The organism is Corynebacterium tuscaniense (genome assembly GCF_008693065.1).
GTDB classification, from domain to species: Bacteria; Actinomycetota; Actinomycetes; order Mycobacteriales; family Mycobacteriaceae; genus Corynebacterium; species Corynebacterium tuscaniense.
Genome location: NZ_VXKH01000018.1, coordinates 1 through 24,020 on the forward strand (window position 1 = coordinate 1; position 24,020 = coordinate 24,020).

A 24,020-nucleotide genomic window follows, 5' to 3' on the forward strand; every position below is an offset into this window, starting at 1 on the left:
GTCAGCCACGAGCTCCTCCTTGCCACGCGGCGGCGACATCGACCGCGTCGCGCGAAACGTCGACCTCGTGCACGCGCACACCCCACGCGCCGAGGTGCGCACTGATCGCGGTGACTGCGGCCGTCGCGGGATCAGCCAGCGAAGGATTCGCCTCCAGCCCACGGTTCGCGCGGATCTCCGTAAGGAAGCGCTTGCGCGACGCCCCTACGAGAACCGGCAGGTCACCGGCAATGAACTCCGGCAGCGCGTGCAGCAGCGCCCAGTTATCCGCCGCCGTTTTGGCAAAGCCCAAGCCCGGGTCGAGCACGATCTGGGAGTGCTCCACCCCAGCGGCGAGGGCGTTGTCGGTGAGGCGCTTCAGAGTCTCGTGCACATCAGCCACCACATTCCCACCGTGGTCGGCACTGCCCGACGCGTTGACATAGTCCGCATTATTCACCGTGCGCCAGTGCATGAGGCACACCGGCAGAGCGGTCTCCGCCATGACGCGGTACATGTCCGGATCGGCCAATCCACCAGAGACATCATTGATCATGTCCACCCCGGACTCCGCCGCCGCAAGCGCCGTCGACGCGCGCATCGTGTCCACGGATGTGCGGATTCCTTCCTCATTTAGCGCTGCAATCACCGGCCGGATGCGCTCCGCCTCTACGTCCGCCGGCACACGTGTCGCGCCCGGGCGGGTGGATTCCGCACCGACATCGATCATGTCCGCGCCCTGCGCCACCAGATCCTTCGCGTGGGCAATCGCACGGTCACGGTCGAGCCACTTCCCGCCGTCAGAAAAACTATCCTCCGTGACGTTGACAATGCCCATGACCATCGTGCGGCCCGGCGTGGTCAAATCTGCAACACTAACCATATTACCCTCTGATCAGGCTCAACACTTCAGCGCGCGACGCAGCATTGCGTTTGAAACCACCGCGCACCGCCGACGTCGTGGTCGTGGCGCCTGGCTTCCGAATGCCACGCATGGCCATGCACAGGTGTTCACATTCGATCACCACGATCACCGATTGCGCATTCAGCCTATCGACGAGCGCATCCGCAATCTGACTAGTCAACCTCTCCTGCACCTGCGGCCGCTTCGCATACATATCCGCCAGGCGCGCCAGCTTGGACAAGCCCGTCACGTGCCCGTCCTCACCCGGGATGTAGCCGATGTGCGCGACCCCATAAAACGGCACCAGGTGGTGTTCACACGTGGAGTAGATCGGCACATCCCGCACCAACACCAGTTCCTCGTGGTTTTCCGCGAAGGTCTTTTCCAGCACCGTCGTCGGATCCGTATGCAAGCCCGCAAAGACTTCCTCATACGCCCGCGCCACCCGCGCCGGTGTTTCCAACAGCCCCTCACGGTCCGGGTTTTCCCCCACCGCGAGCAGCAGTTCACGCACCGCAGCCTCGGCCCGCGCCCGGTCGAACACAGGGTTCTGCTCAGCGTTCAAGGGATCAGTCATGGTTCTTATCCTCTGGCTTATGGTAGCGAGGAGCAGCGTCACCGTCGGTGTTCTCAGTGCTTTCAGTTTCCTTCTGGTCCTTGTCGTCCCAGATGTGGTCTGGCTGCTCATTCTCCGGCAGGCGGAAGCCAATCACCTCGGTATCCGCATCGTCAGCTGGGCCTTGTGGTCCTGTTGGGCGTGTTGGTTCTGTTGGGCCATTAGGCCCAACAGGGTAAGCGTTAGGCCCAACAGGGTAAGCGTTAGGCCCAACAGGGTAAGACTGAGTGCCCGAGTACGGCTGCTGCGGGCGTTTGTCTCCGGGGAAAGACCAGTCGGCGGGGGGCTGGGGGCCGCCATAACGCGGCTGCGGGCCACGGGGACCTGGATTATTGGGGCCAGCATACGGCCCAGCCTGCGCTTCACGTTCAGCTTGACGGCGGGCCCTCGCCTTCTGCGATGCCTCCAGCAGGGAGAACTTCTTCGGCGGTTCCTCGCCTCGTTCCTCGGCGAGTTCAACCGGGGTCTTCACCGGCTCGCGGCCAACCTGACGGCCAAAGCGCGAATCCACCAACGGGAGACCAGAGCCCAGTGGCTCAATGCCGTCAAAGATGGCTTCCAGATCACCACGGCGCAACGTCTCTTTCTCCAGCAGTTTAGAAGCAAGAGTATCTAGGTAGTCGCGGTGTTCTTCGAGGATGGAGTAAGCGCGGGTGTGTGCGACGTCGATAAGCTCATGCACCTCACGGTCAATGACCTCGGCGATCGCGGGCGAATACTCCAGCACACCGCCACCCATCGCGCGGGCGAACGGGTCGCCGGCCTCATCGCCGTACTTGACAGTGCCGAGCGTGGACGACATGCCGTACTCCATCACCATCGCGCGGGCGATCTTCGTGGCCTGCTCAATATCCGCGGATGCGCCGGTGGTGGGCTCACCGAACACGAGCTCCTCCGCTGCGCGACCACCCATGGCGAAGACAAGGCGGGCGAAAAGCTCATCGCGGTTGTACATGCCCTTGTCATCCTCGGGGGCCGTCATCGCGTGGCCGCCGGTACGACCGCGGGCGAGGATGGTGACCTTATATACGCGCTCAATATCCTTCAGCGCCCACGCAGCGAGTGTGTGCCCACCCTCGTGGTAGGCCGTGACTTTCTTCTCCTTCTCGGAGATCACCTTCGACGAACGGCGTGGGCCACCAATCACACGGTCCGTCGCCTCCTCCAGCGCATCCGCCGTGATCACATTGCCACCGATGCGGGCGGTGAGCAGCGCGGCCTCGTTGAGAACATTGGCCAGATCCGCACCCGACATGCCGGCGGTACGCTTGGCCAGGGACTTCAGGTCCGCATCCGGGCCCAGCGGCTTGTTTTTCGCATGAACAGCCAGGATCTTCTCGCGGCCGGCCAGGTCCGGGTTGGTCACCGGGATCTGACGGTCAAAGCGACCCGGTCGCAGCAACGCCGGATCAAGAATGTCCGGGCGGTTCGTCGCTGCGATGAGGATGACGCCTTCACGGTCGCCGAAACCATCCATCTCCACGAGCAGCTGGTTCAGGGTCTGCTCACGCTCATCATGGCCGCCGCCGGTGCCGGAGCCACGCTGGCGGCCCACCGCATCAATCTCATCGACGAAAATGATGCACGGACTGTTCTCGCGCGCCTGTTTGAACAGATCACGGACGCGGGAGGCGCCGACGCCGACGAACATTTCCACGAAGTCCGAACCCGAGATGGAATAGAACGGCACACCTGCCTCGCCCGCAACGGCGCGGGCCAGCAGCGTCTTACCTGTTCCGGGTGGGCCGTATAGCAGCACACCGCGCGGGATCTTCGCACCCAACTTCTCGTAGATCTCCGGGTCCTGCAAGAAATCCTTAATCTCCTGCAGTTCATCCACTGCCTCATCGGCGCCGGCAACATCCGCGAACGTATTCGTCGGCATATCCTTGGTCAGCTGCTTCGCCCGCGACCCACCAATGCCGAACATGCCGCCACCGGCCTGCATCCGGTACATGAAGAAGAAGATGAGGCCAAAGACCAGCAGCATCGGCAACATAAAGCCGAGCATGGACATCAGGAAAGACTCCTGCGTCACATTCGTGGTGTACTTATCAGTCTCCGCGCCCTTCACCGCATTGAAAATGTCCGGTGTCGTGCGGGCCGGGTACTGAGCCTGAATCTCCTCAATTCCCTCACGCTCCTCCACCGTGATCGGTTCGCGCAGGGTCAAGCGGACGCGCTGCTCCCGGTCGTCAATCTGAGCTTCCTTCACGTTCTTCGTGTTCAGCTGCTCAATCGCGACCGAAGTTTCCACCTCTGTGTAATTGCGCGACGGATCCCCGATCAGCGTGGTCAAATACAGCAGGATGAGGACAACGGCAGCGAAAATGCCGTAGCGCACAACGTTTTTGTTGGTCTTGTTTTTCATCTAGCCTTCGTGCGTTCTTAAGCGTAGGGATTAATTAGGGGTCAATAACGCTTACAGCCTACCCATCGCCCGAAGCATTCCCACTTTTGGAGACTGGGGGCTGGCCGGCTTGTGCGGGGCATGGCACCAGCCTTCGGTTAGGGCCTTCGGAGAAAACCCTTGATTTCCCACGAAAAAGGCGCGAGGCCTAGATCTCCACGGCCTCCGGCCCTTCCTCGCGTGACGGCACCGGCTCTTCATCGGAGTAAACGCGCGGATGAAGGGTGCCAATGTAGGGCAAGTCGCGGTAACGCTCGGCGTAGTCCAAGCCGTATCCGATGACAAATTCGTTGGGGATGTCAAAGCCGACGTCGAAAAGATCGATCTGTGCGCTTTGAACTTCTGGTTTGCGCAGGAGAGTGATCACGTTGAGGCTTTTGGGTTGGCGACCTTTGAGGTTTTTCAGCAGCCAGGAGAGGGTGAGGCCGGAGTCAATGATGTCTTCGACGACGAGCACGTCGCGGCCGGAGATTTCCTTGTCCAGGTCCTTCATGATGCGGACGACACCGGAGCTAGTAGTCGAGTTGCCGTAGGAGGACACTGCCATGAATTCCACTTGGGAAGGGATGGACAGTGCGCGTGCGAAGTCGGTGAGGAAGTACACCGCGCCTTTGAGGACGCAGACCAAAATGAGGTCTTCTGCAGCATCTTTATACTGTTCGGAGACTTTGTCCGCCATTTCGCGGATTCGGTCTTGCAGTTCATTTTCCGGGATCAGTATCGCTTCGACGTCGTTGCCGTAGCGGTGTGCTGGGACCTGGAAGTCTTTGTGATCGCGCAGCTTCGTTCCATCAGCCATACGGCTATTTTGCCAGAAGATCGCTTATCGACGATCCCCCCACTCCTTCCTCCCACAAGCGGGGGGACCTTGACCCCATATTGATCAACCATTTTCCACGTTGATGACACAAACACCGACCATAATTTCCCACTATGAAGGCGTTCACCTGCTCAAATTCCCGCATGGATGCACCTTAAGAAAGTAGTTCCCAGGTTGATGATCTTTCCTCTCTAGCTGCCGAACCTGTTTCCTGATAATTATTTAGGTTTGTCGAGATAATCGTGGTCACACTGCGCGGCCTCCTGATTGCTGAACCAAAGGAATACGGCATATGAACAACCCGAACCCCTACGCTCCACACCCCAATGGGTACCGGCAATCGCACCCACAGCAGCCTTACCAACCGTATCCACAGCAGCAGCCACTGCAGCCGTACCAGACATATCAGCCACATCCGCAGCAGTACTTTCAACCGCCCCAAGGGCACCCGAACAAATCCCAGAATGGGCTCATCATCGGGATTGTTCTTGCAATCACGGTGATCATCGCGTTGTTTGGAGTTTTGTTCGTCTCCCTCACCGGGAGCAGCAATACAACGGTGGCCAACCCGAAGAAAGTTGAAGCAGCCTTCGCCGGTGGCACATTGAGGAGCTGTGATCTTGGACTTAGTTTCTTCACTGATGCTGGCTGGAAGGATCTCACACATGCGGGGAATCAGGCGTGCTTCGGCTACTACGACATCGAGGAAGGAGAGATCAAGCAGTCCATAATGATCGGAAAACTAGACCAGTACATCATTACCATGGAACCCGCACCCGAGGACATTACCGGTTGGCAGCAATCCATCGACTACACGCCTGAAGAAGCTATCTGCGTGATGGAAAGCGATACCCCGGAGCTCACCGATGTTCAGCTCGTAGTGACGGCAACCTGTGAAACGCTATATCCGATGGCAGTTCAACTGAATAACCTGGTGGCGCAGTATCGGAATGGTAGGGGCGACCTGACCTACATGGACCCTGCTCCGAAGAAGCAACCCATCGCGGGTGGTGCCTATCCACAGATGATTGGAGATGCAGCGCCGGTGGGGAGCAAGCAAGAGATTGATCCTTTTGGAACCGAAGGGGCTACGCTCACCATCGATGATGTGCAAATGGCTCGTGGCCAGAAGGTCGAGACCGCACTCTGCGTGCATGCCACCTTCAACCCCGGAAAATTTACCGACAGTTCAAACTCCTTCGAACTCCCTAGCCTATTCATCATCAAGCCATCGGGGGAGACCCAGTTCATCCCCCACACGAGGCAATACAAGCAGTTCAGGGAATACGAGGATATCCACCTCAGCCAGTGCATAGACTTCCCGAACATGTACCGCTACGCGGACATGCTCATTGGAGCAACGACGAGCAAGAACGAAAAAGGGACCTTTAGTAAGGCTTGGTCCTTCCGTGTTGAGGGAGCGGACGGCGACAGAGTTGCGCTCCAGTCTTCATCTAACCCCCGGCGCGAAGCAGGATGCCCCTCTAGGCTGTGCGAACATAGCTAGTCCACTCGCTCCTCCTACCGCTTCCGGGAGCGTTCAGCCGTGGGTTAAACTCGGTCACCGGCATCACTTTTTGGTGTGGCGAGTTTGTTGGGGGTTAACTCTTCAAACGGTGCCGGAAACTTTTATGTCCTGCACAGATGACTACGAGCACACCACGCAGATCCCTTAGTGCAGAATCGAAGGAGCATGGCACATGAATAACTCGAACCCCTACGCCTCACAGCCAGGAGGGCAGTGGCAGCCGCAACAACAGCAGCCTCCACATCAGCCTTACCAGCAGCCGAAGAAATCTTCTCGTGGTCTCATCATCGGGCTTGTGGTTGCTGTTCTGGCGATCATCGCTGTGGCCGCGGCATTGTTTGTATTCCTCTCCGGTGGCAGCCAGAAGGTCGCCGACCCTGAGAAAGTGAAGGCAGCCTTCGTCGACGACCAGTTGACCAGTTGCGATCTTGGAGATGAGTTCTTCACCGCAGCGGGATGGAAGGATCTGCTTAATGGTGGAAGAGGAGGCTGCATCGGCTTCTATGAAACCGAGGAGGGCGATGTGTCACAGGGGCTGCTCATTGACCGCTCCTCTCTGGAAACCAACACGGAAGCAGCGCCCGAGGGCCTCACCGGGTGGCTCCAGTCCGCCGAGTACAACCCGGAAGAAGCCAAATGCGTGATGGAAAGCGAAACACCTGAGCTTGCCGAGATTCAGCTAAGCGGGAACGCCCCGTGTGAAACCCTGTACCCGATGGCGGTTCAGTTGAATAACCTCGTGGCGCAGTATCGGAATGGCAAGGGCGATTTGTCGTACACGGACCCTGCTCCGAAGACGGAATCCGTTGCAGGTGGGGCTTATGTTGATCTGATTGGGGGTGCGGCACCGTTAGGCACGAAGCAAGAGATTGATTCTCATGGGCTCATCGGGGCCACGCTGACTATTAATGAAGTCAACGTTACCCCCGACGGGAAGACCACGTACTCGGTCTGCGTGGATGGAACGTACAACACCGGTGAATTCACCGAAGATACTCTTCGGTTCGATTTCCCTGGTCTCGCCCTCATCATGCCAACGGGCTCCGTTGTCCCGATCAACTTTGACGTGGAGAAGAAGGAATTCAACGAGCACGAAGACATCCCGATTAATCACTGCATTAAGACCCCGGCCCAGTTCAACAATGCGAACCTCCTCATCGGCGCGGCCACCCGCTACAACGAGGAGGGGTCCTTTAGCAAGGCTTGGTCCTTCCGCCTGGAATCTGAGCTTGAGGCGGAGTAGGCAAAGGCCTAAACCGAAGCAGCGGTTGCATCCTTTCGTCCATTTCGGGCATTGGTGATCACGCGGTCGAGACTCAGTACACCAGCACCAGCTGCAGCGAGGAAGAGTCCGGCGGCAGCGATGACAGCTTCAAGTTCCCAGCCACCGTTGCTAACAAACACGCCGGTCGGGCCAGCAAAGTACACGGCGCCAGCCATGATGAGAGCGATCAGCAGACCGACGAAGCGGACGAACAGACCAAGGATGATCAGCACGCCGCCGCCAAGTTCAGCCCACGTGGCAATCTGGGCGGACACTGCTGGCAGGGGGACACCCATGCTTTCGAATGCCGCGGCGGTTCCGCTCGGGCCCCATTCGGTGAGCTTTTGCCAGCCGTGCGCCACGAGGACGACACCGAACAGAAGGCGTCCGATGAGCGCAGCAATGCTGCCGAACCAGTCGGGAGTGTTCGTGCGGGAAGATGTATTAGCAGGGTTGACAGTTTCAGATGTTAGAGACATGTCAACAACTTTAAAAGTTTTCGCCTTCGCGTGCCACTGATTCTCAAAAATCTCACGCTCGCTTTTCGACGATCAATTCCCCACTCCTCCGAACCACCTGCAGCCCACCACCGATAGCCACAGGCCCTTGACCACACCAGTTGACACACAGCTGGTCTATCGCGGCGAGCGTCGCACCACCGACGTTTACCCCAGCGTCCCGCAGCCAGGCCATGATTCGACGCTGGCGGATTGGCGTGGGATCGGCGGCCAAAGTGGCGCAATTGTTCGTGGGACTGAGGTTAACCAAGGAAGCGAGCAATTCCTGATCAGCCGCGATGCGATCAGCAGTTCGGGCAAGAGCTGGGACGGCGTCACCACCAATAAGGTCTGCGAGAGCTGGGATGATGGACTGGCGGACGGCGACCCGTCGATAAGCAAGATCCTCATTCATGGGGTCGTGCCAGGGGTCGAGCTCAAGCTCCTCGCACGCGCCAACGGTATCAGCGCGACGGATGGTGAGGAATGGGCGGGCCAGGCGCCGGCCATTTTCGAGAAACGAGACAGAAGACATGCCCACGGGGTTCCCACGCAGCGCCCCAAGCAGCAATGTTTCGGCTTGGTCCTCACGAGTGTGAGCGACCCAGATATCCCGGCCATCGCGGCGGGCGGCAGCAGACAAAGCCGCGTAACGAGCCTCCCTCGCCACCGCCTCTACACTCTCCCCCGGCGTGGGAGCCACCCCCACGCTAACCACCTCAGCGTGCACTCCCAGCCGCTGCGCCACCGCAGCGGCACGCTGTGCGACCGTCGCGGAACCATCCTGCAAGCCATGATCAACGACAACAGCCCGCGCATCCTTGCCCTCTGCAACAGCCGCAGCCACCAACGCCAACGAATCGGGGCCGCCGGACAAACCGATCAACGCCGGCGCATCAAAGGCCCGCACCGCCCGGCGACATTCAACAAAATGTGGCGAGACCCGCGGCCAAAAAGGTTCCGCCGCCACGGCTAAAACTCCCGGAGAGTAGACGCGAACTGATCCAGTCGTTTCCGTGCCTTCAGAATGTCACTGTCGTTACTGATCATGGCGAAGGTGTACACATTGCCAACTTTAGATGTCACCGTCCCCACCAGTGCGGATGTCCCTGTCAGTGTCCCTGTTTTCGCACGGACCCAGCCCTTGCCGGGCAGGTCCACGTACCGGTCGTAGAGCGTACCGTCACCGCCTGCGACGGCGAGCGTTGGCAGCAAATCACGCAACTCATCAGTAGTAGTTGCGCGCAACATAATGTCATCCAGCAGCCGCGGCGGAATGAGATCAAAGCGCGACAACCCCGAAGAATCCTCAAGCGTGACACCTGTGACATCAAAGCCATGTTCCCTCAAAATACCGAGGGTCGCGCTTGGAGCCGACCCCCCGCGACCCCTGGCCACCTCACGCCCAATCGCTTCCGCCATCACGTTGTCGGATTCCTTCATCATCTCCCGCAGACGCTCAGATAGTGGTGGGGATTCCACGCTGGCAACCACATCCCCTTCGGCCGGCGCCGGACCAATACCAACAGTCTGCGCCCCCACTTTATTGGCCAGTGCCCGCGCCACATCCAACGCCGGAGTATGCGTCCGCGGCACATCTCCTGTCGTCTCACCGATACGCCCACCATGAATCATCACCGGTTCCATAGGAGCAATGAAGCCGGCATCAACATCCTCCGCATCCCACCCCGGCAAGAAGGCATCTTCTGGCCACACCGACGTATCCACAAAGACAGCGTCGGCGCTTCCTATCTGTTCAGCCAGCGCGTCAATGCTTTTTGGCGACAGCCACACATCCCCTGCCGCCTTAATGGTCACCGCGTCACCCTGCCGCACAACTCGCGTGGTGATTGTCGCATCCTGCTCAAGCGTGTACAGCGCCGCCGCCGCGGTGAGCATCTTCGTAGCACTCGCCGGCCGCAGCGGATCTTCCGCATTCTGCTCAAAGATCGTCGCCCCAGTCGTACCGTTGCTCACGCGCACGTGCAACGTGCCCAGCTCCGGATTCTCTGCCTGCGCCGCCAAAGTCGACTTCAGGCGTTCTTGATCAATCGGTGCCGCCGACGCGGGTTCCACCGGCAAACGCCCCGGCGAAACCATGCTATATCCCGGGCCATGCGTGAGCTCCCCTATCTCGTGCTGCGCCCACACACCCGTACCAGCAACACCAGCCACGGCGACCAACGCCACCGCACCCACGGCCCACGGCCAACGCTTCTTTTTCTCACTCATCGGCTCCAACACTAGCCCCCTCAACGAGTCCCACCGTGATAGGACAAACAAAAACTCCCCATCAGGTGGACCGATCTCTCGATCCCCGATGAGGAGTTTCCGCCATCCAGGCCTATGCCATTATGCGACGCCGCGCGGTAAACGCACCCGCCAGCAACAACAGCACACCAAGCAGGATTTGGATGAACACACCATTCCCGCCGGTCTTAGGCAACTCACCAGTCTTGGTGTTGGCGAGCTTCATGGTGATCTGAACCGATCCATCTTTTTCCGTCTGCCTAAATTCGACAATTGGGAATCCAACGATCTGATCAGCATTATCGGGAGTGACTTCTGTACCCTTCTGGTCCTTTTCATCGGCCAAGATGTACAGCTTGGTCACACGCTTCACCTTGTCCCCGTCAGGTTCCGTCACAGATGCGACCCTGAAGTAGACCGGGTTGACCAACAAGTAGCCACCATCTGCAGCCTTTGTTTCTGTCAGCTTGTAGCGGCCAGGCTTCAACTTATCCCAGTTGAACTCGCCCTTGCCAGCGCCATCGACAGAGACGGGGTCCTTCGGGTCCGTGTTGCCTTTATCCAAGCCCTCGAGCTTGAACTGAGCACCGTCAAGAGCCACGTTATTGTCATGGGCATCAACCTTGTTCAACTTGAACTTGAACGTGGTCGGCGCTGTCATGTAGTAGACAATGTAGTGACAACCTCCTTCAAGCGGAATGTTGCTGGCCCTGAAGTCATCCGTTGCCGGCTTTGGATTAGCCGCGGACGGCAGATCCGTGATGTTGGCACGTTGGTCAATCGCAGTTTCCTTGCCTGATGGATCATTCGGTCCAACACACTGGCCCTCAGCATTCAGCTTCGTGGCGGCCTTAACCGCAATCCATCCCTCAGGTACACCGTTCACTTCCGTCGGCGGATCGAGAGTCAGCGGAGCGAAGTCCACTTTCCGCCTTCCAGTACCTTCACCGACGTAGAACGTACCGTTGGCCTCCAGCTTTCGGGAGCCGTCCGGGTTTCTGGTGATCCTACGGCCTTCAACACTCAGAGGTGCCTTAGTCTTCTGCTCCCTCACGTCTACCTGGTAACCATGAGTGCCGTTGAGAACATATTCGGCGTAGTAGTTGGAACGGTCTGCACCTGGGTAGCCAGGGTTGTTCTCAACACGGGGCAGAACCATACGATCAACTGCATCAGGGCTTCCTCCACCTTGTGGCGTACCGCGGAAGAACATAGGCCAGTTAGCAGCTTCTGCTTCGGTCAATGCGCGCGAGTTGTCAGTCACCGGCGGATTAGCAACAGGGTCCGAGCCCTCATAGAGCCGTCGCTCAACAGTGATCGAGCATTTACCAATCGACTCAAGGATGCCCTTGATCACCGGACCTGGGTCTGGGTTCAGGACGAAATCAGCATCTTTCATGCTGTTCACTCCATTCACACCAAACTGCTTAGGACCGGAAAGCGCGGCAAGGTTGCTTGCAGACAGCTCAAGCTCTTGTTGAGCAGAAGCATCGACTCGTGTTTCCCCGAACCTCGTTTGGGAACGCAGAATCCACCAGATTGGACCGAGGAATACGGCCATCGTCACATCAACAGACGCGGGGTAGTAGGTCCACTTGGAAGGAACACCGATTGGGACGACGCGCGTACCTTGCGCCTTCAGCGCATTTGCAACGCCAACTGCAGCCTCAACAGTATTTGCGTACGTGTGTACACCGTCACCATCCGGCCAATTCCAGACCCAGGTAGGGAATCTCGTTTCGGTCCTCGTAGGGTTACCGTCGGTAATCATGTACACGACGTCATAGCCCTCGTTGTAGAACTGCCTCAGCCCTTCTTCCCAGTCGGTATCGCCTCTCGGGTCCAAAAGCCTTTCGACCTGAGTGATTCGGTTGATGTAGTTATTCAACTCCTGGGGAACCCTATCGCCATTCATCGGTACGGGCCTGAGGATGTTGCGCGGATTGTCCGCACCAGGGGAATCCGTAGCAAAAGTAGCCATACCAACTTGGGCACCAGAGCCCGTCAAACCTGCAACGGTTGCCCGGAGGAAATTCTTGGTGCTCTCAATACCTTGCCTGCCCATACTGCCGGAGGTATCAACGAGGAAGCCAACCTTAGTTCCACAGCGCTTCTTCAGTTCAGGGTTGTCCCTAACCTGGAAGATGGATCCCGTGGAGTTACGGTGCCGCGTGATCTTGCCCTCACGAGAGTTCGTGCCAGGGGTAGTCATGAACACGTTATCGTCGTAATTACCCCTCCGGGGAGATTTGTACCAGTTGCCGGAAAAGTACCGCTCGCCCTGTTTGAGCTGCGGGGTAGCGAAAACGTAGGCGATTTCGATGCCTTTTTCTTCAATAGCGCCTGAACCACCAGTACGGACACGATCAATAACCGAGTAGCCGTCAGAGGCCTTCTCCATACCAACCCAGTAGTAGCCGTTCCCATCAGCCGGGACATCAAAAACACAGCTGCCAGAGGCATCAGCCGTACACACAGCCCATGGCTCATTGATAGGAGTCAGCTCACGCTTGTGGGAATAACGCGTATTCGTTGCGTTCTCGTCCAGCTTGCCGGAAGGCGCATAAAGCCTCAGGACTGCTCCCTCGCCAGCGGAGTACTTGAACAGAGTGTCCTGACGACAATTCTTTGGCTTACCAAGCCAGGTCCTCGTACAGCTGGTCGACTCCGGTGCATTGTTCTTGCCATTGGGACCGAGCCAATCGCCGGCTACCTGTACAACAAGGCGCGCCTTCGTTGGATCAAGCGGGCCATATGGATCATTAGCCAGCAGTGCGGCCCCCTCAGCCACCTCCGGCACGGCGCCGCGGTAGAGCTTCCACTCCACGTCGCTAGGGGCTTTTTCAGTGGTGTACACCGTAGTGGTGACATCCGTTTCAGCGCTCAAGACGGTGGACGTCGTGTCAACCGTGATCACGTCGCCGGTCATCTCATCCGGAATGAGATTCTTCTCTTCCTCGGTGGGGTTCTCGGGGTAGTTGACAACATCCACGGAATCTTCGTCAACCTTGGTGCCATCAACCTTCGTGTCCTCAACGGACTCGATGTTGAGAGGCCCTTTGGTGCTTACGAAGGAAATGTCGTCAAGCGGAAGAGCCTGATCGCTTCCGTCGAGAGCAGGAAGGTTCAGTTTCGCCTCAAGCCTGTATTCTTCAGCGCCGTCAGGCAAGGAGCGCACGTGCTTGAAGGTGACATCTTCAGCCAGTTCTGGGGAAGACACCACTTTATTCTCTTTGGTGTTCTTCTGGGTCAACGTCGGTGGAGCCGGAGGGTCGACAGGGACATCCTTGTCTTCGTCTTCGGCGGGGAAGTCCGGAACGTCAGCAGACGGGACCGCCGGCTCAACTTCAGTAGTCTTACCGGATTCGTCCTTAACCGTCCATGTTGGGTCGGCCGCGTTGTTAGCAGGTGTGGGCTGAGCAGCTGCCGGAACGCCGCCAATCAACACCGCCGTAGCGGTGAGCGCCGCAGCGACCCGCTTCTTCAGGAAGTTCTTGTGAGCACGCATTAGTTCGCGTTCCTCCTAGAGATAAAGGCACCAAGCCCGATGAGCATCAAACCTGCAAAAACAATCCCCAATACGCTTGCACCCGTTTCCGGCAGCCATCCTGGCTTTCCAGGCGTCCCCGGCGGGGTACCGGGTGGCGTTGCCGGAGGAGTACCCGGTGGCGGAGTGACCGTGGTTGTCGTCGCCGGTGGGGTACCCGGAGTGGTTGGTGGCGGCGTTCCTGGGGGCCTCGTCGGCGGGGTCGTCGTCGCCGGCGGAGTGGTCGTCACCGTGGGGGAAGGCTTCATCACCATCACGTTGTCGTAGATGAAGCGGCTCCCCTGAGCGTCGGCAAGCGGGAGCACCACCCATTTCGGTGCGGAAACGTGATAATTGTGCGCGGTATCCGGTGCGACCTCTTCAAGTAGGTACAGCGCAGGCCTGAGGTTGGTAAACGTGACCTCACCCTTAGCGTCAGTAACCTGCGTTGCTACGAGCTCGCGTTTAATAGCATCCCATTCTTCCTGGGTGCGCGCGCGTGTTGCTTTCTTACGGTCCGCATCATTGGCGATCAGGAAGTCTGGAGCGATATAAAGCTTGAACTTCACACCCGCGAGACGCCCCTCCGGCAGCTGACCTTCACGGTGATCGTTGTAGGGGTTACCCTTCGCCTTAGTCACCTTGAGGGACAAACCACGACTCGTATCCAGAGTCTCCATCGAGACGTTGCGGTCATTTCCATTGACCGGACGTGTTTGCGCATCTGCGATTCCGCACGGCACAGAGCACAACATGACCGTTATGGCTGCGCTTGCCGCAAACATTCTAATTTTCATTTTCGTCTTCACCTTCAGCATCGATTGGTGCCGTAACTTCATCCACCTGCTCCTCAGCAGAGCCATCAGCCGCTGCTAAGGACTCGCCCCTTGCGGACCGACGCTGGTTACGCAGCCACCAGATGATGCCAATAATTGCTGCTACAGCGATAGCGAGGACCAGCCACATCCACCACTGCATCAGCTTGTTTGTTTCTTCAAATACGTCTGCTTCCGATGGATCCATCGGCACACGGTGCGCGTGCACAAGCAGACGGTGCGTGTTAATGCCATACGGTGTGCACGTGATCAGTGTGAGCAGATCCTCGTCGGCTTGGGCCTTGAGGGAGTCTGTCTCTCCCGGCAACACAATCTCAATGTTGTGCACCTCGTACTTCATTTTGTGCCCGTATGTATTTAGATAGACCGCGTCGCCCTCTTTGACATCAATGAGGTTGTCCCACAGCGTCGCATTGGTCAGGCCTGTGTGGCCCGTCAACACGGTGTGGTTGCCCTCCCCACCAGTAGGCAGTGCAGATCCAAAGAGGTGCCCAATACCCTTCTGTAGAACTTCCTCATCCGTGCCGTGATAGACGGGCATGTTTGACTTAATGGACAGGATGGCTACCTGCGACATCGCCGGGTAATCGCTAAGTTCCTTCAGGTAGTCCTGGTACTCAACGTTGTCCTTGGAAATGCGTGCTAGCCACGGATCCAGAATGGGTCCGTCCACGTGTTCCTTGTTGTACGCGCGGGCAGATTCCAGTGCGCGTTCCATCGCATCCGGATCATTCTGCTCGCCGTAGAGAATCTCAGAGTTGTATTCGTTTACGGATCGCTGTTGCAACCAGTTGTTCCATTGTGTTGAAACAACTGGATAAAGCAGCACTGCAAGCCCGAGCAACATGACCAGCAACGGCATGAGCACGCGGCGGGTTCCGTCTGGCTTGGCTGCGTTCTTGGCAGCACCGCCTTCGGTTTGGTCTGTATCGACCGGCACCAGCGATGACATTGGGTCTCCTCATTAAAAAACGGGCGGGGATACTTTCTTTTTGCTTATCGGCGCCTCCCCGCACGGGTACGCCAGCCCCTTACCGGGGCGCAGCAAGCTATTATTCGGATCTTGCTGCAGCTGGCCTAGAGTGCACCGCCCGATCTACTCGGACGGTGCTCACTAGAACCACCAGTGTTCCCACTGGCTAGATCCGCCTAGGTTTAGGCGTTCTTGCGACGTGCTGCGAAAGCACCGCCACCCAGAAGCGCCAGACCAGCCAGGATCAGGGCTGCAACACCCATGCCACCGGTCTGCGGCAGCTCGAACTGCGGACGCTTCTTGTTCTCAACATCCTTGGAGAGGTTGTAGACGTAGGTGGTGCCACCAGCTGCCTGAGAGGTTGCCGGCTTGGTCACCGTCTCCTTGGTCAGCTTGAAGGAGATTGCCTTGTCCAGCTTCTGGTAGCCACTCGGAGCTTCGAGCTCGACGAGGCAGTAGGTGTCGTCGATGGTCTCGGTGCTGTTAGCAAGGTCGGTGACGTGCAGGTTGTTGATCACGAATCGACCGTTAGCGTCAGTGGTCCACGGACCAGCATTGATCTTCGTGTTGTCGCCAGCCTTCACACCGTCACAGGTAGCGCCGTTGCCAACCTTGTGCAGCTCGAACTTAGCGCCGGACAGGGTCTTGCCATCTTCGCCCTTCTTGACCACCTGGACTGCACCGAAGTAGGACACAACCTTGGTACCAGGGGTCTTGAAGTCCTTGTCGGTGTCATCGGTGCGCTTGGTGGTGCCCTCGCTGTCAGCGTGGTTAGCCACCTCGCCGTCCTTCAGGCCCTTGCCATCCTTGACGGTCTTAGCGACCTTGCCCTGGATCTTGATCTCGATCTCAGCACCCTGGGATGCTGCGATCTCAGCCGGCTTCAGGAACTTGAACTCGACCTTGGTGTTAGCGTCGCCCTTGTCACCAGCGGTGTAAGCACCACGAATGATCTCGTAGTCAACGCCCTCGACCAGAGCCTTGCCACCAAGGGTGACGGACTTCACCTGAGGATCGAGCAGCTCCTCAGCGTTGTAGTAGTCGTTCACGCTGAACTTGGTCAGGGTGTTGCCCTGCGGCATGACCGGAGCGTTGGTCTTGATGGTGTAGTCAAGAACATCGTTTGCAACCGGCTGACGGTCCTTATCCTCAACCGTCTTGGTGGTGGTCAGCTCGGTGTTCTTCGGGTAGACGTGGACGTCGCGGTTCCAGGTCTTCTTGCCTTCCTCACCTGCCGGCACCGGCACGTAGACGATCATCGGTGCTGCCGGGATGTAGACCTTATCGGTAGCAGCGGGGGATGCCGTCTCAGTCAGGAGGTACGCACCTGCAGGCAGGTCGCCGAACGTGAGCTTACCGTTGGCATCAGTGGTAGCTTCTCCACCCTGTGCGATGTCCTGCGGAGTGATGGTCTCGTCGCCAGACTTAACCACGCCTCCTTCAATCTTCAGCTTTGCTGCCTTAGCGAAGGACGCGTCATCGGTGATGTCGACGAGCTTCTGCAGCTTGAACTTAGCGCCCTGGAGAGCGGTACCCGGAGCGTCAATTTCCTTACCGTCAGCGTTCGGAGCACCAAGCTCCTTGTGTCCAACACGCTTGTGGACGGTGATGGAGCCCTTCTCCTTGTTCACAGTGTCGATGGACTGTGCGCTTGCCACCGGAGCGAATACGGCGCCAGCGGAGCCGGAGAATGCGAGACCTGCTGCCAGGGCAATAGCAGCAGTCTTCTTAGTGAAGTTGGTTGCCATGTGTGTCTGCCTTTCAGAGACTGTTCTTTTAGACCGCCAAGCTGTCCAGCCGACGGCAGAGTGTTCCATGGAATCTCCCCGAGTCGGGAGCGTTTTCCTTGCAACACCCCAACCTGGATAGGTTCCCGCACCCGTCAGGGTGCGTTTCTCGCGAGACCTTGGCGGACTGCACATCTGTCAGGTTCCTCCATGAATTCTCGGAGCAACTTAAGAGTTTAGAACCTAATGCACAGTTTCACTAAGGGTGCGCCAAGAAAGGGGGTAGTGATTTCTTGGGGAAGCACCATGTTTTCAACCACCTACAGCGACATATAGACTCGCCCTAACAATTAGAAATGATTATTTTTAAGCACTTAAGCGCCCTCCGATTAGGGCTTTCTGTTGGTTTCCGAGTAAACAAAACGGCCTGGTAGGGTGCCGATCCGGAGCAAACCTGTGCTTTTTCTTAGCTCGGATTCATGTCACAAACGGGGGTAGTCTTACGCCTCCGCCAAGTTTTTCCGTCAACCATCATCTGCCCCGTATCTCCCCCACTTCCTCGCAATAGTTACGATAGATCCAACACGAAAGCCACCTCAGAAATTAAGGAGCACGGTATGGCAATTGAAGTCACTATTGAGATCCCCAAGGGTTCCCGCAACAAGTACGAGCTCGACCACGAAACCGGCAAGGTTTACCTCGACCGTTATCTGTTCACTCCAATGGCGTACCCGCTGGACTACGGCTTTATTGACGAAACTCTTGCCGACGACGGTGACCCGTTGGACGCCCTCGTGATCACCCCTGAACCGGTCCTCCCCGGCGTCATCGTCAAGGCTCGTCCGCTGGGCGTATTCAAGATGACGGATGAGGCTGGCGGCGATGACAAGTTGCTCTGCGTGCTTGACGACGTCCGCTTTGATCACCACCAAGACATCTCCGACGTCTCCGACTTCCTCAAGGACGAAATCGAGCACTTCTTCGTCCACTACAAGGACCTCGAGCCAAACAAGGAAGTTACCGGCTCCGGCTGGGGCGATAAGGCTGAAGCTGAGAAGATCCTGGACGATTCCATCAAGAACTTTAAGAGTTAACTCAACGCACTCCCAGGTCATCCCCACAGGGCGTACTCGCCCGTCGCGCACAAGTCACCACCGACTTGTGCGCTTTGCTTTACCCACCCCCTTAAATGCCAGCTCTATTCCCCGACCGACTCGGCGGACACAACTCCGGTGAACTGCCATCCAACAATGGCGTTGTGCACCTGCTCCGAACCCGAAGGCGCATCAACATCAGCATCCTCCCCTTCCGGACGGATAGCACTGATAGTCAATAGTCGCCCCGGCATGGGCCCGGTACCCCAGACGTCTGCGGAATGGGAGAGGCCTTCCTCCCCTGCCGAATGGAAGTCAGTGGCATGGTATTTCAGCCACTTATCCCCTGAAGCGTCGGTACGGAGGTACAGGGCATCATTTGGGATAAGCCCCGATTCCCCGGAAGGTTCAGACCACAGCTTGGAGAACACCGCCAGCCCGTCTCCTCCTGCCTGCCCAGCAATGACCACAATGTCTTCCGCCTCAGATCCTGGCAGTTGGTAAGGCTTGTTTTCCGCAGTGAAGATGCACGCCTCGGTGGCGGACTCTGGGTCCAGGACCCCATCGTGGAAGTGGCACACCCCGCCCGAGAAGTTCGCCCGAACGCCGATCGCCGGGATGATGATTTCTGCGGGCCGGGATTTCTCCACAAACTCGCCCACGTCCACACTCTCGGTGGGTGCCATGGATTCGAACAATTGCTGCCGCGCTTCCATCTCCCGGTCATGCTCACTCGGCACACAGCATCGGATAAACAAGACAACCAACAGGAGCATGAGGTAAAACGCGCCCCATCGGCGCCGTTTGTACACGTACGCGGGTTGTGGTTTGAATCGCCGTTCGGCGGGTGGGAGCGCTACGTTCGCGCGGGGTCTCCGGCCTGGGCTGCCCCACCGCCCATTGCGCACCCCCGACTGTCCAGACATACCGCAAACTTTACATCTAGACTGTCGCCATGCGTTCAGTACAGGTCACAGAAGTTCCACAGGATGCTCAGCTTATCGACGTCCGCGAGCCCGACGAGTTCTCCCACCTCCACGCCATCGGCGCCATCAATCTCCCGTTGTCCAACCTTGCGGCTTTGACGGACAAGATTGATTTCTCCCAGCCTGTGTACGTGATTTGTCAGGCCGGTGGTCGTTCCGCCGAAGCCACACAGTATCTTTCAACGCTTAGTGAAAACCCCGTCATCAACGTCGAGGGTGGCACACAAGCTTGGACCGAGGCGGGTCTTCCCTCCGAGTAATTTCATCCTTCCCCGAAGGTCAAGAGATACCAACCATAGGACTTCCCCACTACTGATAGATTGGGGCCATGGCTGAATCTCTCCACCTCCCCGCCGGGCTCAACCAGTCCCCCTCTTTCCAGATCGAGCGGGTCCGTCGTGCCACGAAGGATGAGGTAGAGGGAGCACTCGCCAAACACGGCACGACGATGCGTGAGTTCTGGGTGCTCACCTGCACTCTCGAGCATGCGGCCAGCCAAAATCAGCTTTCAGAGCTCCTGAGCGTCGATGCATCTGACATGGTCCGCCTCATCGACTCCCTGGAACGCCAAGGGTGGGTGGAACGCAAGCGCGACCCGAAGGATCGCCGCCGCCAACTAGTTACGCCCACTAAGAAGGGCCACAAGATTCACTCGGAATTAGCCAAGCTCGTGGAAGCCGCCGAAGAACGCGCACTTGATGACGCTACGACGAAGCAACTCAAGCACCTCCGCAAACTTTCCCGCGCCATCATGCACTCCTCCGACCACTCCTAACCCCCTTAACTCCTTTAACCCCCAGCCCCCAGTCAGTCCCAAAAACTGGAACAGCCGCCTAGTTTCTATGTTGCAAACGAGTTATATGTGGCAAATCAGCATGCGGACCTGCCACGCTTGCAGGTCTAGGCGAAAGCTTCCTTAATCGAAGCAATCGTCTCCGCGTCACCGGATGCGCAGACTCGCGCCACGTCCACGGCGGTCTTGATATCACCCTCTGCAGCCGCGAAACCACAGGAAACAGCCTCGGCAGCAGACAGACGCACCCCAGTCATGAGCAGCATACGAGAGCGGGAACTACCAAGAAGAGCTGTCATGGATTCTGCCAACTGTCGGTCTACTTTCACACCCATGCGTGCAACCGGGATGGCAAAGAAAGAAGTTGAATTGACCACGCGAATATCGCAAGCCGCAGCGAGCATCGCACCCGCCCCAATCGCAGGCCCATTCACGTAGGCAATCGTGGCGACGGGGATGGCACGAATCAGATCAATCAGCTTGACCAGTGCGGGATAAATATCCTCGGGGTTGCCTTCTGCGAGGTCAGCTCCAGCACTGAAACACGATCCGGCGCCGGTGAGCACGATGGCGCAGGGGCGGGAAGTGAGGGTCTGCCGGAAAGCGTCGATAAGCAATTCCAGCAATGAAGTGCTCAGAGCATTACGCTTCTCATCGCGCTCGATCGTGAGCTGTGCAATACCCTCTGCGGGCCACGTGATCTCCACGGTCATTCCTTGATCCTAAACGCCCACCTGCGCCGTCGCTACTGTTTTTTAGAGCAAACCGAGCCGTTTCAGCAGCGGACCACCAAAGAAATGGAACAGCGCACCTAGCACGGCCAGCCCACCAACAAGCCCGCCGATGATGGCACCGATGGTCTTCCCCGGAAGGGTCGAGCCCTCAGGTTTCTTGGGGCCTTCAGGCTGCTCAGTCTCCCCTGGCTTCGGCGGGCGCGGACGCGACGGAGTAGATGGTGTGTAGTCGCCCTTGTGCAGCATGCGGAGACTGTAGTGCTCGATGTAGTCGCCGCGGGATTCGTCCACGGTCGGGGTGTAGTAGAGCCCATTCGCACGGATGATGAGATCACCGTGGCTCAAGTTGGACACCTCACGGCCATTCGGCACTGCGGCTTCACGCTTGACCGTAAAGGTCTCCGGATCGAACCAGACAAGTTTGCCAGTCTGGCCATTGATCACCACAGGAGTGCCATCAGCCTCGAAACCACCGAGACCCCACCCCTTGTAGCCCTCCATAAAGCTGACCGGGGTCTGCTCCTTGATGTCGCGCTCAGCGTAAACCAGCGACTGGATGTCGCCGAAAGTGTTGGCTCGAATGATGCGTGAACCGTTAGTGGTCACTGCGTCGAGCTGCTTATTCGTCAGCGTGTACGAGCCCGGCATGGCCTTGGCCACCTCAGCGCCTTCGGCCGCTGGATCGATGGAGATCAGCATGTTTTTGTAGCTCGATCCCCCGTCCGCGAAGGTGATCTCAGCGCGGGATGCGTAGACGAAGGTCCCGTCATCCATCGGCATGAGTTCGCGGATGTTGTTGGGATCAAAGGAGGAGCGGTACGCGCTTTCGGAGTAGGCGTGCAGACCCTGTTCAACCGCGGTGAGTTGCTTCGATACCGGCTTGTACAGCCTTTCGGATGTCGGCAGTTCTTGCCCCTGGGCTTGCCCGCCACTCACCGTGATCAACTGCGCCAACGGCTCCGCCTGACCGCCAACCTTGGCGTCCTGTGCGATGGCCACGACCTTACCGGTCTTGGGGTGTGCGCCGACCGCCAGGATCTCTCCGTTCGCCTCGTATACGGTCCTGGCCTCACCGAAACCATCATCGGTGACCTGAAGCGCCTTGAGCTGCTTGGAGCCTTCTTCGGCGTAATAAAAGGTGGACGTCTTAGCGTCGTAGGCACCGGTGCCACGCTTGGACGCGTTGGTTTCAAAGGCGGCGAGCTGCCTCAGGTCCTCACTGAGCAGGTAGATGCCCCTTCCGCCGGCGGAGGCAAGAACGTTCTTACCCAGGTCGAAGATGCGAGTGACGGCGCTGTCATACGGCACCGGGGAGTCCCAGGACATGGGATAGGCACGAAGGGCGTCCGGGTCGGTGATGTCCGCACCGTCACCCTGATAGCTAAAGTCCACGGGGTCCATACCTTCGCCCACATCATAGAACTCAGACATCATCATGTTGCCCTGCTCCGTCAACGTTGCAGGGATTTCAGACCAGTTGATGGTGCCGTCAACGTTGCGGAAAGTGCCGGACTGCGGGTACAGGTTGACCACACGAACTGGCTGACCATCGCCGTCGTAGTAAGTGCCGGACAGGTACTGGCGGGAGTTTACGGTGGCTTCGATGTAGGAATCTTTATCGTCATCAAGCACGACCTTCGGATTGCTGAACGTGAGATCCAAGTCGCACCGCGCATTGAGCTTGTCCTCGTTCCCGTCGCAGTACTGCTTGTACTTCACGGTGCCTTTGAACTGCGCTTCGAGGCGCACCTCATCGCGATCGTAGTTCGCATTTTCAAGGGGGAAGGAGAAGCGCTGTGCCCCCGTAGATTTATCCTCAGTAGCCCCATCCCCCACGAGCACCGGTCCACCAACGTAGTTGTTGAATGAGGCCCTGATGCCCCACAACAGTGAACCGTTTTCTGCTGCCAGCGCCACCGGCATTCCCGGCACAACCATCACGCTTGCAGCGACTGCCGCTGCGATGACCGCGCCACGAACTTTCTTCACATCAACCTCCAAGAAGCTAGCGATACCTTATTTTCGGTGATGATATTAGCCCGTCCTTAGCGCTACCGTCAAAACTATCTAGACCTTTTGATTGATACGTACCCCCGGATCACTCCGCGAAAAACAAAAAGCCGGGTTGCACACTGCAACCCAGCTCCCTAAAACTCCGAAATTAGCCCTAGAGCATCCTAGAAACTAGTCCCCAATCTGGTCGCGGCCACGCTTCACAATCAACGGATCAGGCTCACCAACCACACTGTGGTCCTTGTTGGTGTATTCGAACTTAGACAGGATGTAGCGCATCGCGTTCAAACGGGCACGCTTCTTGTCATTGGACTTGATGGTGATCCACGGCGACTCATCCGTGTCCGTGTAACGGAACTGCTCCTCCTTGGCGCGGGTGTAGTCATCCCACTTGTCCAAGGACGCAAGGTCCATCGGCGACAGTTTCCACTGACGCACCGGGTCCACCTGGCGGATAGCAAAGCGGGTGCGCTGTTCCTTCTTGGTCACAGAGAACCAGAACTTGGTCAGGGAGATACCAGAACCAAGGATCATGTTCTCCAGCATGGGCACCTCACGCAGGAACTCGGCGTGCTGAGATTCAGTACAGAACCCCATGACGCGCTCCACGCCGGAACGGTTGTACCAGGAGCGGTCGAAGAATACGATCTCACCGCCGGCCGGGAAGTGCTCGATGTAGCGCTGGAAGTACCAGGAGGTGGACTCCCGTGGCGACGGCTTCTCCAAAGCCACCGTGCGCGCACCACGCGGGTTGAGGTGCTCGTTGAAACGCTTGATAGTGCCACCCTTGCCAGCGGCATCGCGGCCTTCAAAAATGATGATGTGACGCTGGCCTGTATCCTTAGTCCAGTTCTGCCACTTCAGCAGCTCAATTTGCAGCGCGCGCTTCGTCTTTTCGTATTCATCGCGCGTCATGCGCTCGTCATACGGGTAATTTTCGCGCCAGGTTTCAATCGGGGTGCCGTCCGCCTGCAGCAGCACCGGGTCATCTTCATCGGAGTCGTCGACGTAGTAACCCTCGGTCTGGGTGAGGTCGATCATCGGCATATCGTCATCGTTGGCCATACCTA

At 58.0% G+C, this 24,020-nt stretch carries 20 protein-coding genes; 5 read left to right on the plus strand and 15 right to left on the minus strand.

What is annotated here, in order from left to right:
- Position 1: 1 nt before the first annotated feature.
- The 4 genes from folP to hpt all read right to left on the minus strand — a co-directional run bounded on the left by folP (position 2) and on the right by hpt (position 4,708).
- On the minus strand, positions 2–862 hold the full coding sequence (folP, locus tag F4V54_RS05115; RefSeq protein ID WP_150386455.1) for a dihydropteroate synthase: 861 nt from the start codon (positions 860–862) through the stop codon (positions 2–4).
- Position 863: 1 nt separating this feature from the next.
- Positions 864–1,460: a GTP cyclohydrolase I FolE gene (folE, locus tag F4V54_RS05120; protein ID WP_150386456.1), complete on the minus strand. Its 597-nt coding sequence runs from the start codon at positions 1,458–1,460 to the stop codon at positions 864–866.
- On the minus strand, positions 1,453–3,870 hold the full coding sequence (gene ftsH / locus F4V54_RS05125; RefSeq protein ID WP_150386457.1) for an ATP-dependent zinc metalloprotease FtsH: 2,418 nt from the start codon (positions 3,868–3,870) through the stop codon (positions 1,453–1,455). Before ftsH ends, folE begins: the two co-directional genes overlap by 8 nt.
- A gap of 187 nt (positions 3,871–4,057) precedes the next feature.
- Positions 4,058–4,708, minus strand: a complete 651-nt coding sequence (gene hpt / locus F4V54_RS05130) for a hypoxanthine phosphoribosyltransferase (RefSeq protein WP_150386458.1) — start codon at positions 4,706–4,708, stop codon at positions 4,058–4,060.
- Positions 4,709–5,021: 313 nt separating this feature from the next.
- Between hpt and F4V54_RS05135 the strand changes: the two genes are divergently transcribed.
- Together F4V54_RS05135 and F4V54_RS05140 are read left to right on the plus strand one after the other, a co-directional pair.
- A complete protein-coding gene (locus F4V54_RS05135) occupies positions 5,022–6,236 on the plus strand; it encodes a hypothetical protein (protein ID WP_150386459.1) in 1,215 nt (404 codons plus the stop codon).
- A 193-nt stretch (positions 6,237–6,429) separates the two neighbouring features.
- Entirely contained in the window at positions 6,430–7,500 is a 1,071-nt protein-coding gene (locus F4V54_RS05140) for a hypothetical protein (RefSeq protein ID WP_150386460.1), read from the plus strand.
- 8 nt (positions 7,501–7,508) lie between these two features.
- Here F4V54_RS05140 and F4V54_RS05145 read toward each other — a convergent pair whose 3' ends face one another.
- The 7 genes from F4V54_RS05145 to F4V54_RS05175 form a co-directional block, all read right to left on the minus strand.
- Entirely contained in the window at positions 7,509–8,000 is a 492-nt protein-coding gene (locus F4V54_RS05145) for a DoxX family protein (RefSeq protein WP_150386461.1), read from the minus strand.
- Between the two features lie 52 nt (positions 8,001–8,052).
- Complete coding sequence (gene tilS, locus F4V54_RS05150) at positions 8,053–8,928, minus strand: tRNA lysidine(34) synthetase TilS (protein WP_249041232.1); 876 nt, start codon at positions 8,926–8,928, stop codon at positions 8,053–8,055.
- A gap of 62 nt (positions 8,929–8,990) precedes the next feature.
- Positions 8,991–10,250, minus strand: a complete 1,260-nt coding sequence (gene dacB, locus F4V54_RS05155) for a D-alanyl-D-alanine carboxypeptidase/D-alanyl-D-alanine endopeptidase (protein WP_150386463.1) — start codon at positions 10,248–10,250, stop codon at positions 8,991–8,993.
- Positions 10,251–10,362: 112 nt separating this feature from the next.
- Entirely contained in the window at positions 10,363–13,776 is a 3,414-nt protein-coding gene (locus F4V54_RS05160; RefSeq protein WP_150386474.1) for a VWA domain-containing protein, read from the minus strand.
- Positions 13,776–14,591 carry a pilin N-terminal domain-containing protein gene (locus F4V54_RS05165; RefSeq protein ID WP_150386464.1) on the minus strand — a complete coding sequence of 272 codons (816 nt, stop codon included), beginning with the start codon at positions 14,589–14,591 and terminating at the stop codon, positions 13,776–13,778. The genes F4V54_RS05160 and F4V54_RS05165 overlap by 1 nt, the downstream gene beginning before the upstream one ends.
- Positions 14,581–15,582 carry a class C sortase gene (locus F4V54_RS05170; RefSeq protein WP_150386465.1) on the minus strand — a complete coding sequence of 334 codons (1,002 nt, stop codon included), beginning with the start codon at positions 15,580–15,582 and terminating at the stop codon, positions 14,581–14,583. Before F4V54_RS05170 ends, F4V54_RS05165 begins: the two co-directional genes overlap by 11 nt.
- A 203-nt stretch (positions 15,583–15,785) precedes the next feature.
- On the minus strand, positions 15,786–17,351 hold the full coding sequence (locus F4V54_RS05175; RefSeq protein ID WP_170253109.1) for a SpaH/EbpB family LPXTG-anchored major pilin: 1,566 nt from the start codon (positions 17,349–17,351) through the stop codon (positions 15,786–15,788).
- A 596-nt stretch (positions 17,352–17,947) separates the two neighbouring features.
- Between F4V54_RS05175 and F4V54_RS05180 the strand changes: the two genes are divergently transcribed.
- On the plus strand, positions 17,948–18,424 hold the full coding sequence (locus F4V54_RS05180) for an inorganic diphosphatase (protein WP_150386467.1): 477 nt from the start codon (positions 17,948–17,950) through the stop codon (positions 18,422–18,424).
- 104 nt (positions 18,425–18,528) lie between these two features.
- Here the strand turns inward: F4V54_RS05180 and F4V54_RS05185 are convergent, their stop codons facing one another.
- Positions 18,529–19,110, minus strand: coding sequence for a hypothetical protein (locus tag F4V54_RS05185; protein WP_146014938.1), 582 nt, complete (start codon positions 19,108–19,110; stop codon positions 18,529–18,531).
- A 269-nt stretch (positions 19,111–19,379) separates the two neighbouring features.
- Here F4V54_RS05185 and F4V54_RS05190 point away from each other — a divergent pair, with 269 nt between their 5' ends.
- Both F4V54_RS05190 and F4V54_RS05195 read left to right on the plus strand, forming a co-directional pair.
- Complete coding sequence (locus tag F4V54_RS05190) at positions 19,380–19,670, plus strand: rhodanese-like domain-containing protein (protein ID WP_034662146.1); 291 nt, start codon at positions 19,380–19,382, stop codon at positions 19,668–19,670.
- A gap of 68 nt (positions 19,671–19,738) precedes the next feature.
- Positions 19,739–20,185, plus strand: coding sequence for a MarR family winged helix-turn-helix transcriptional regulator (locus tag F4V54_RS05195; protein ID WP_150386468.1), 447 nt, complete (start codon positions 19,739–19,741; stop codon positions 20,183–20,185).
- Positions 20,186–20,310: 125 nt separating this feature from the next.
- Here the strand turns inward: F4V54_RS05195 and F4V54_RS05200 are convergent, their stop codons facing one another.
- From F4V54_RS05200 to ppk2, 3 genes are all read right to left on the minus strand, one after another.
- On the minus strand, positions 20,311–20,916 hold the full coding sequence (locus F4V54_RS05200) for an enoyl-CoA hydratase-related protein (protein ID WP_150386469.1): 606 nt from the start codon (positions 20,914–20,916) through the stop codon (positions 20,311–20,313).
- A gap of 42 nt (positions 20,917–20,958) precedes the next feature.
- Positions 20,959–22,926, minus strand: coding sequence for an HtaA domain-containing protein (locus F4V54_RS05205; protein ID WP_150386470.1), 1,968 nt, complete (start codon positions 22,924–22,926; stop codon positions 20,959–20,961).
- A 195-nt stretch (positions 22,927–23,121) separates the two neighbouring features.
- On the minus strand, positions 23,122–24,015 hold the full coding sequence (ppk2, locus tag F4V54_RS05210) for a polyphosphate kinase 2 (RefSeq protein WP_034662138.1): 894 nt from the start codon (positions 24,013–24,015) through the stop codon (positions 23,122–23,124).
- Between the last annotated feature and the right edge of the window lie 5 nt (positions 24,016–24,020).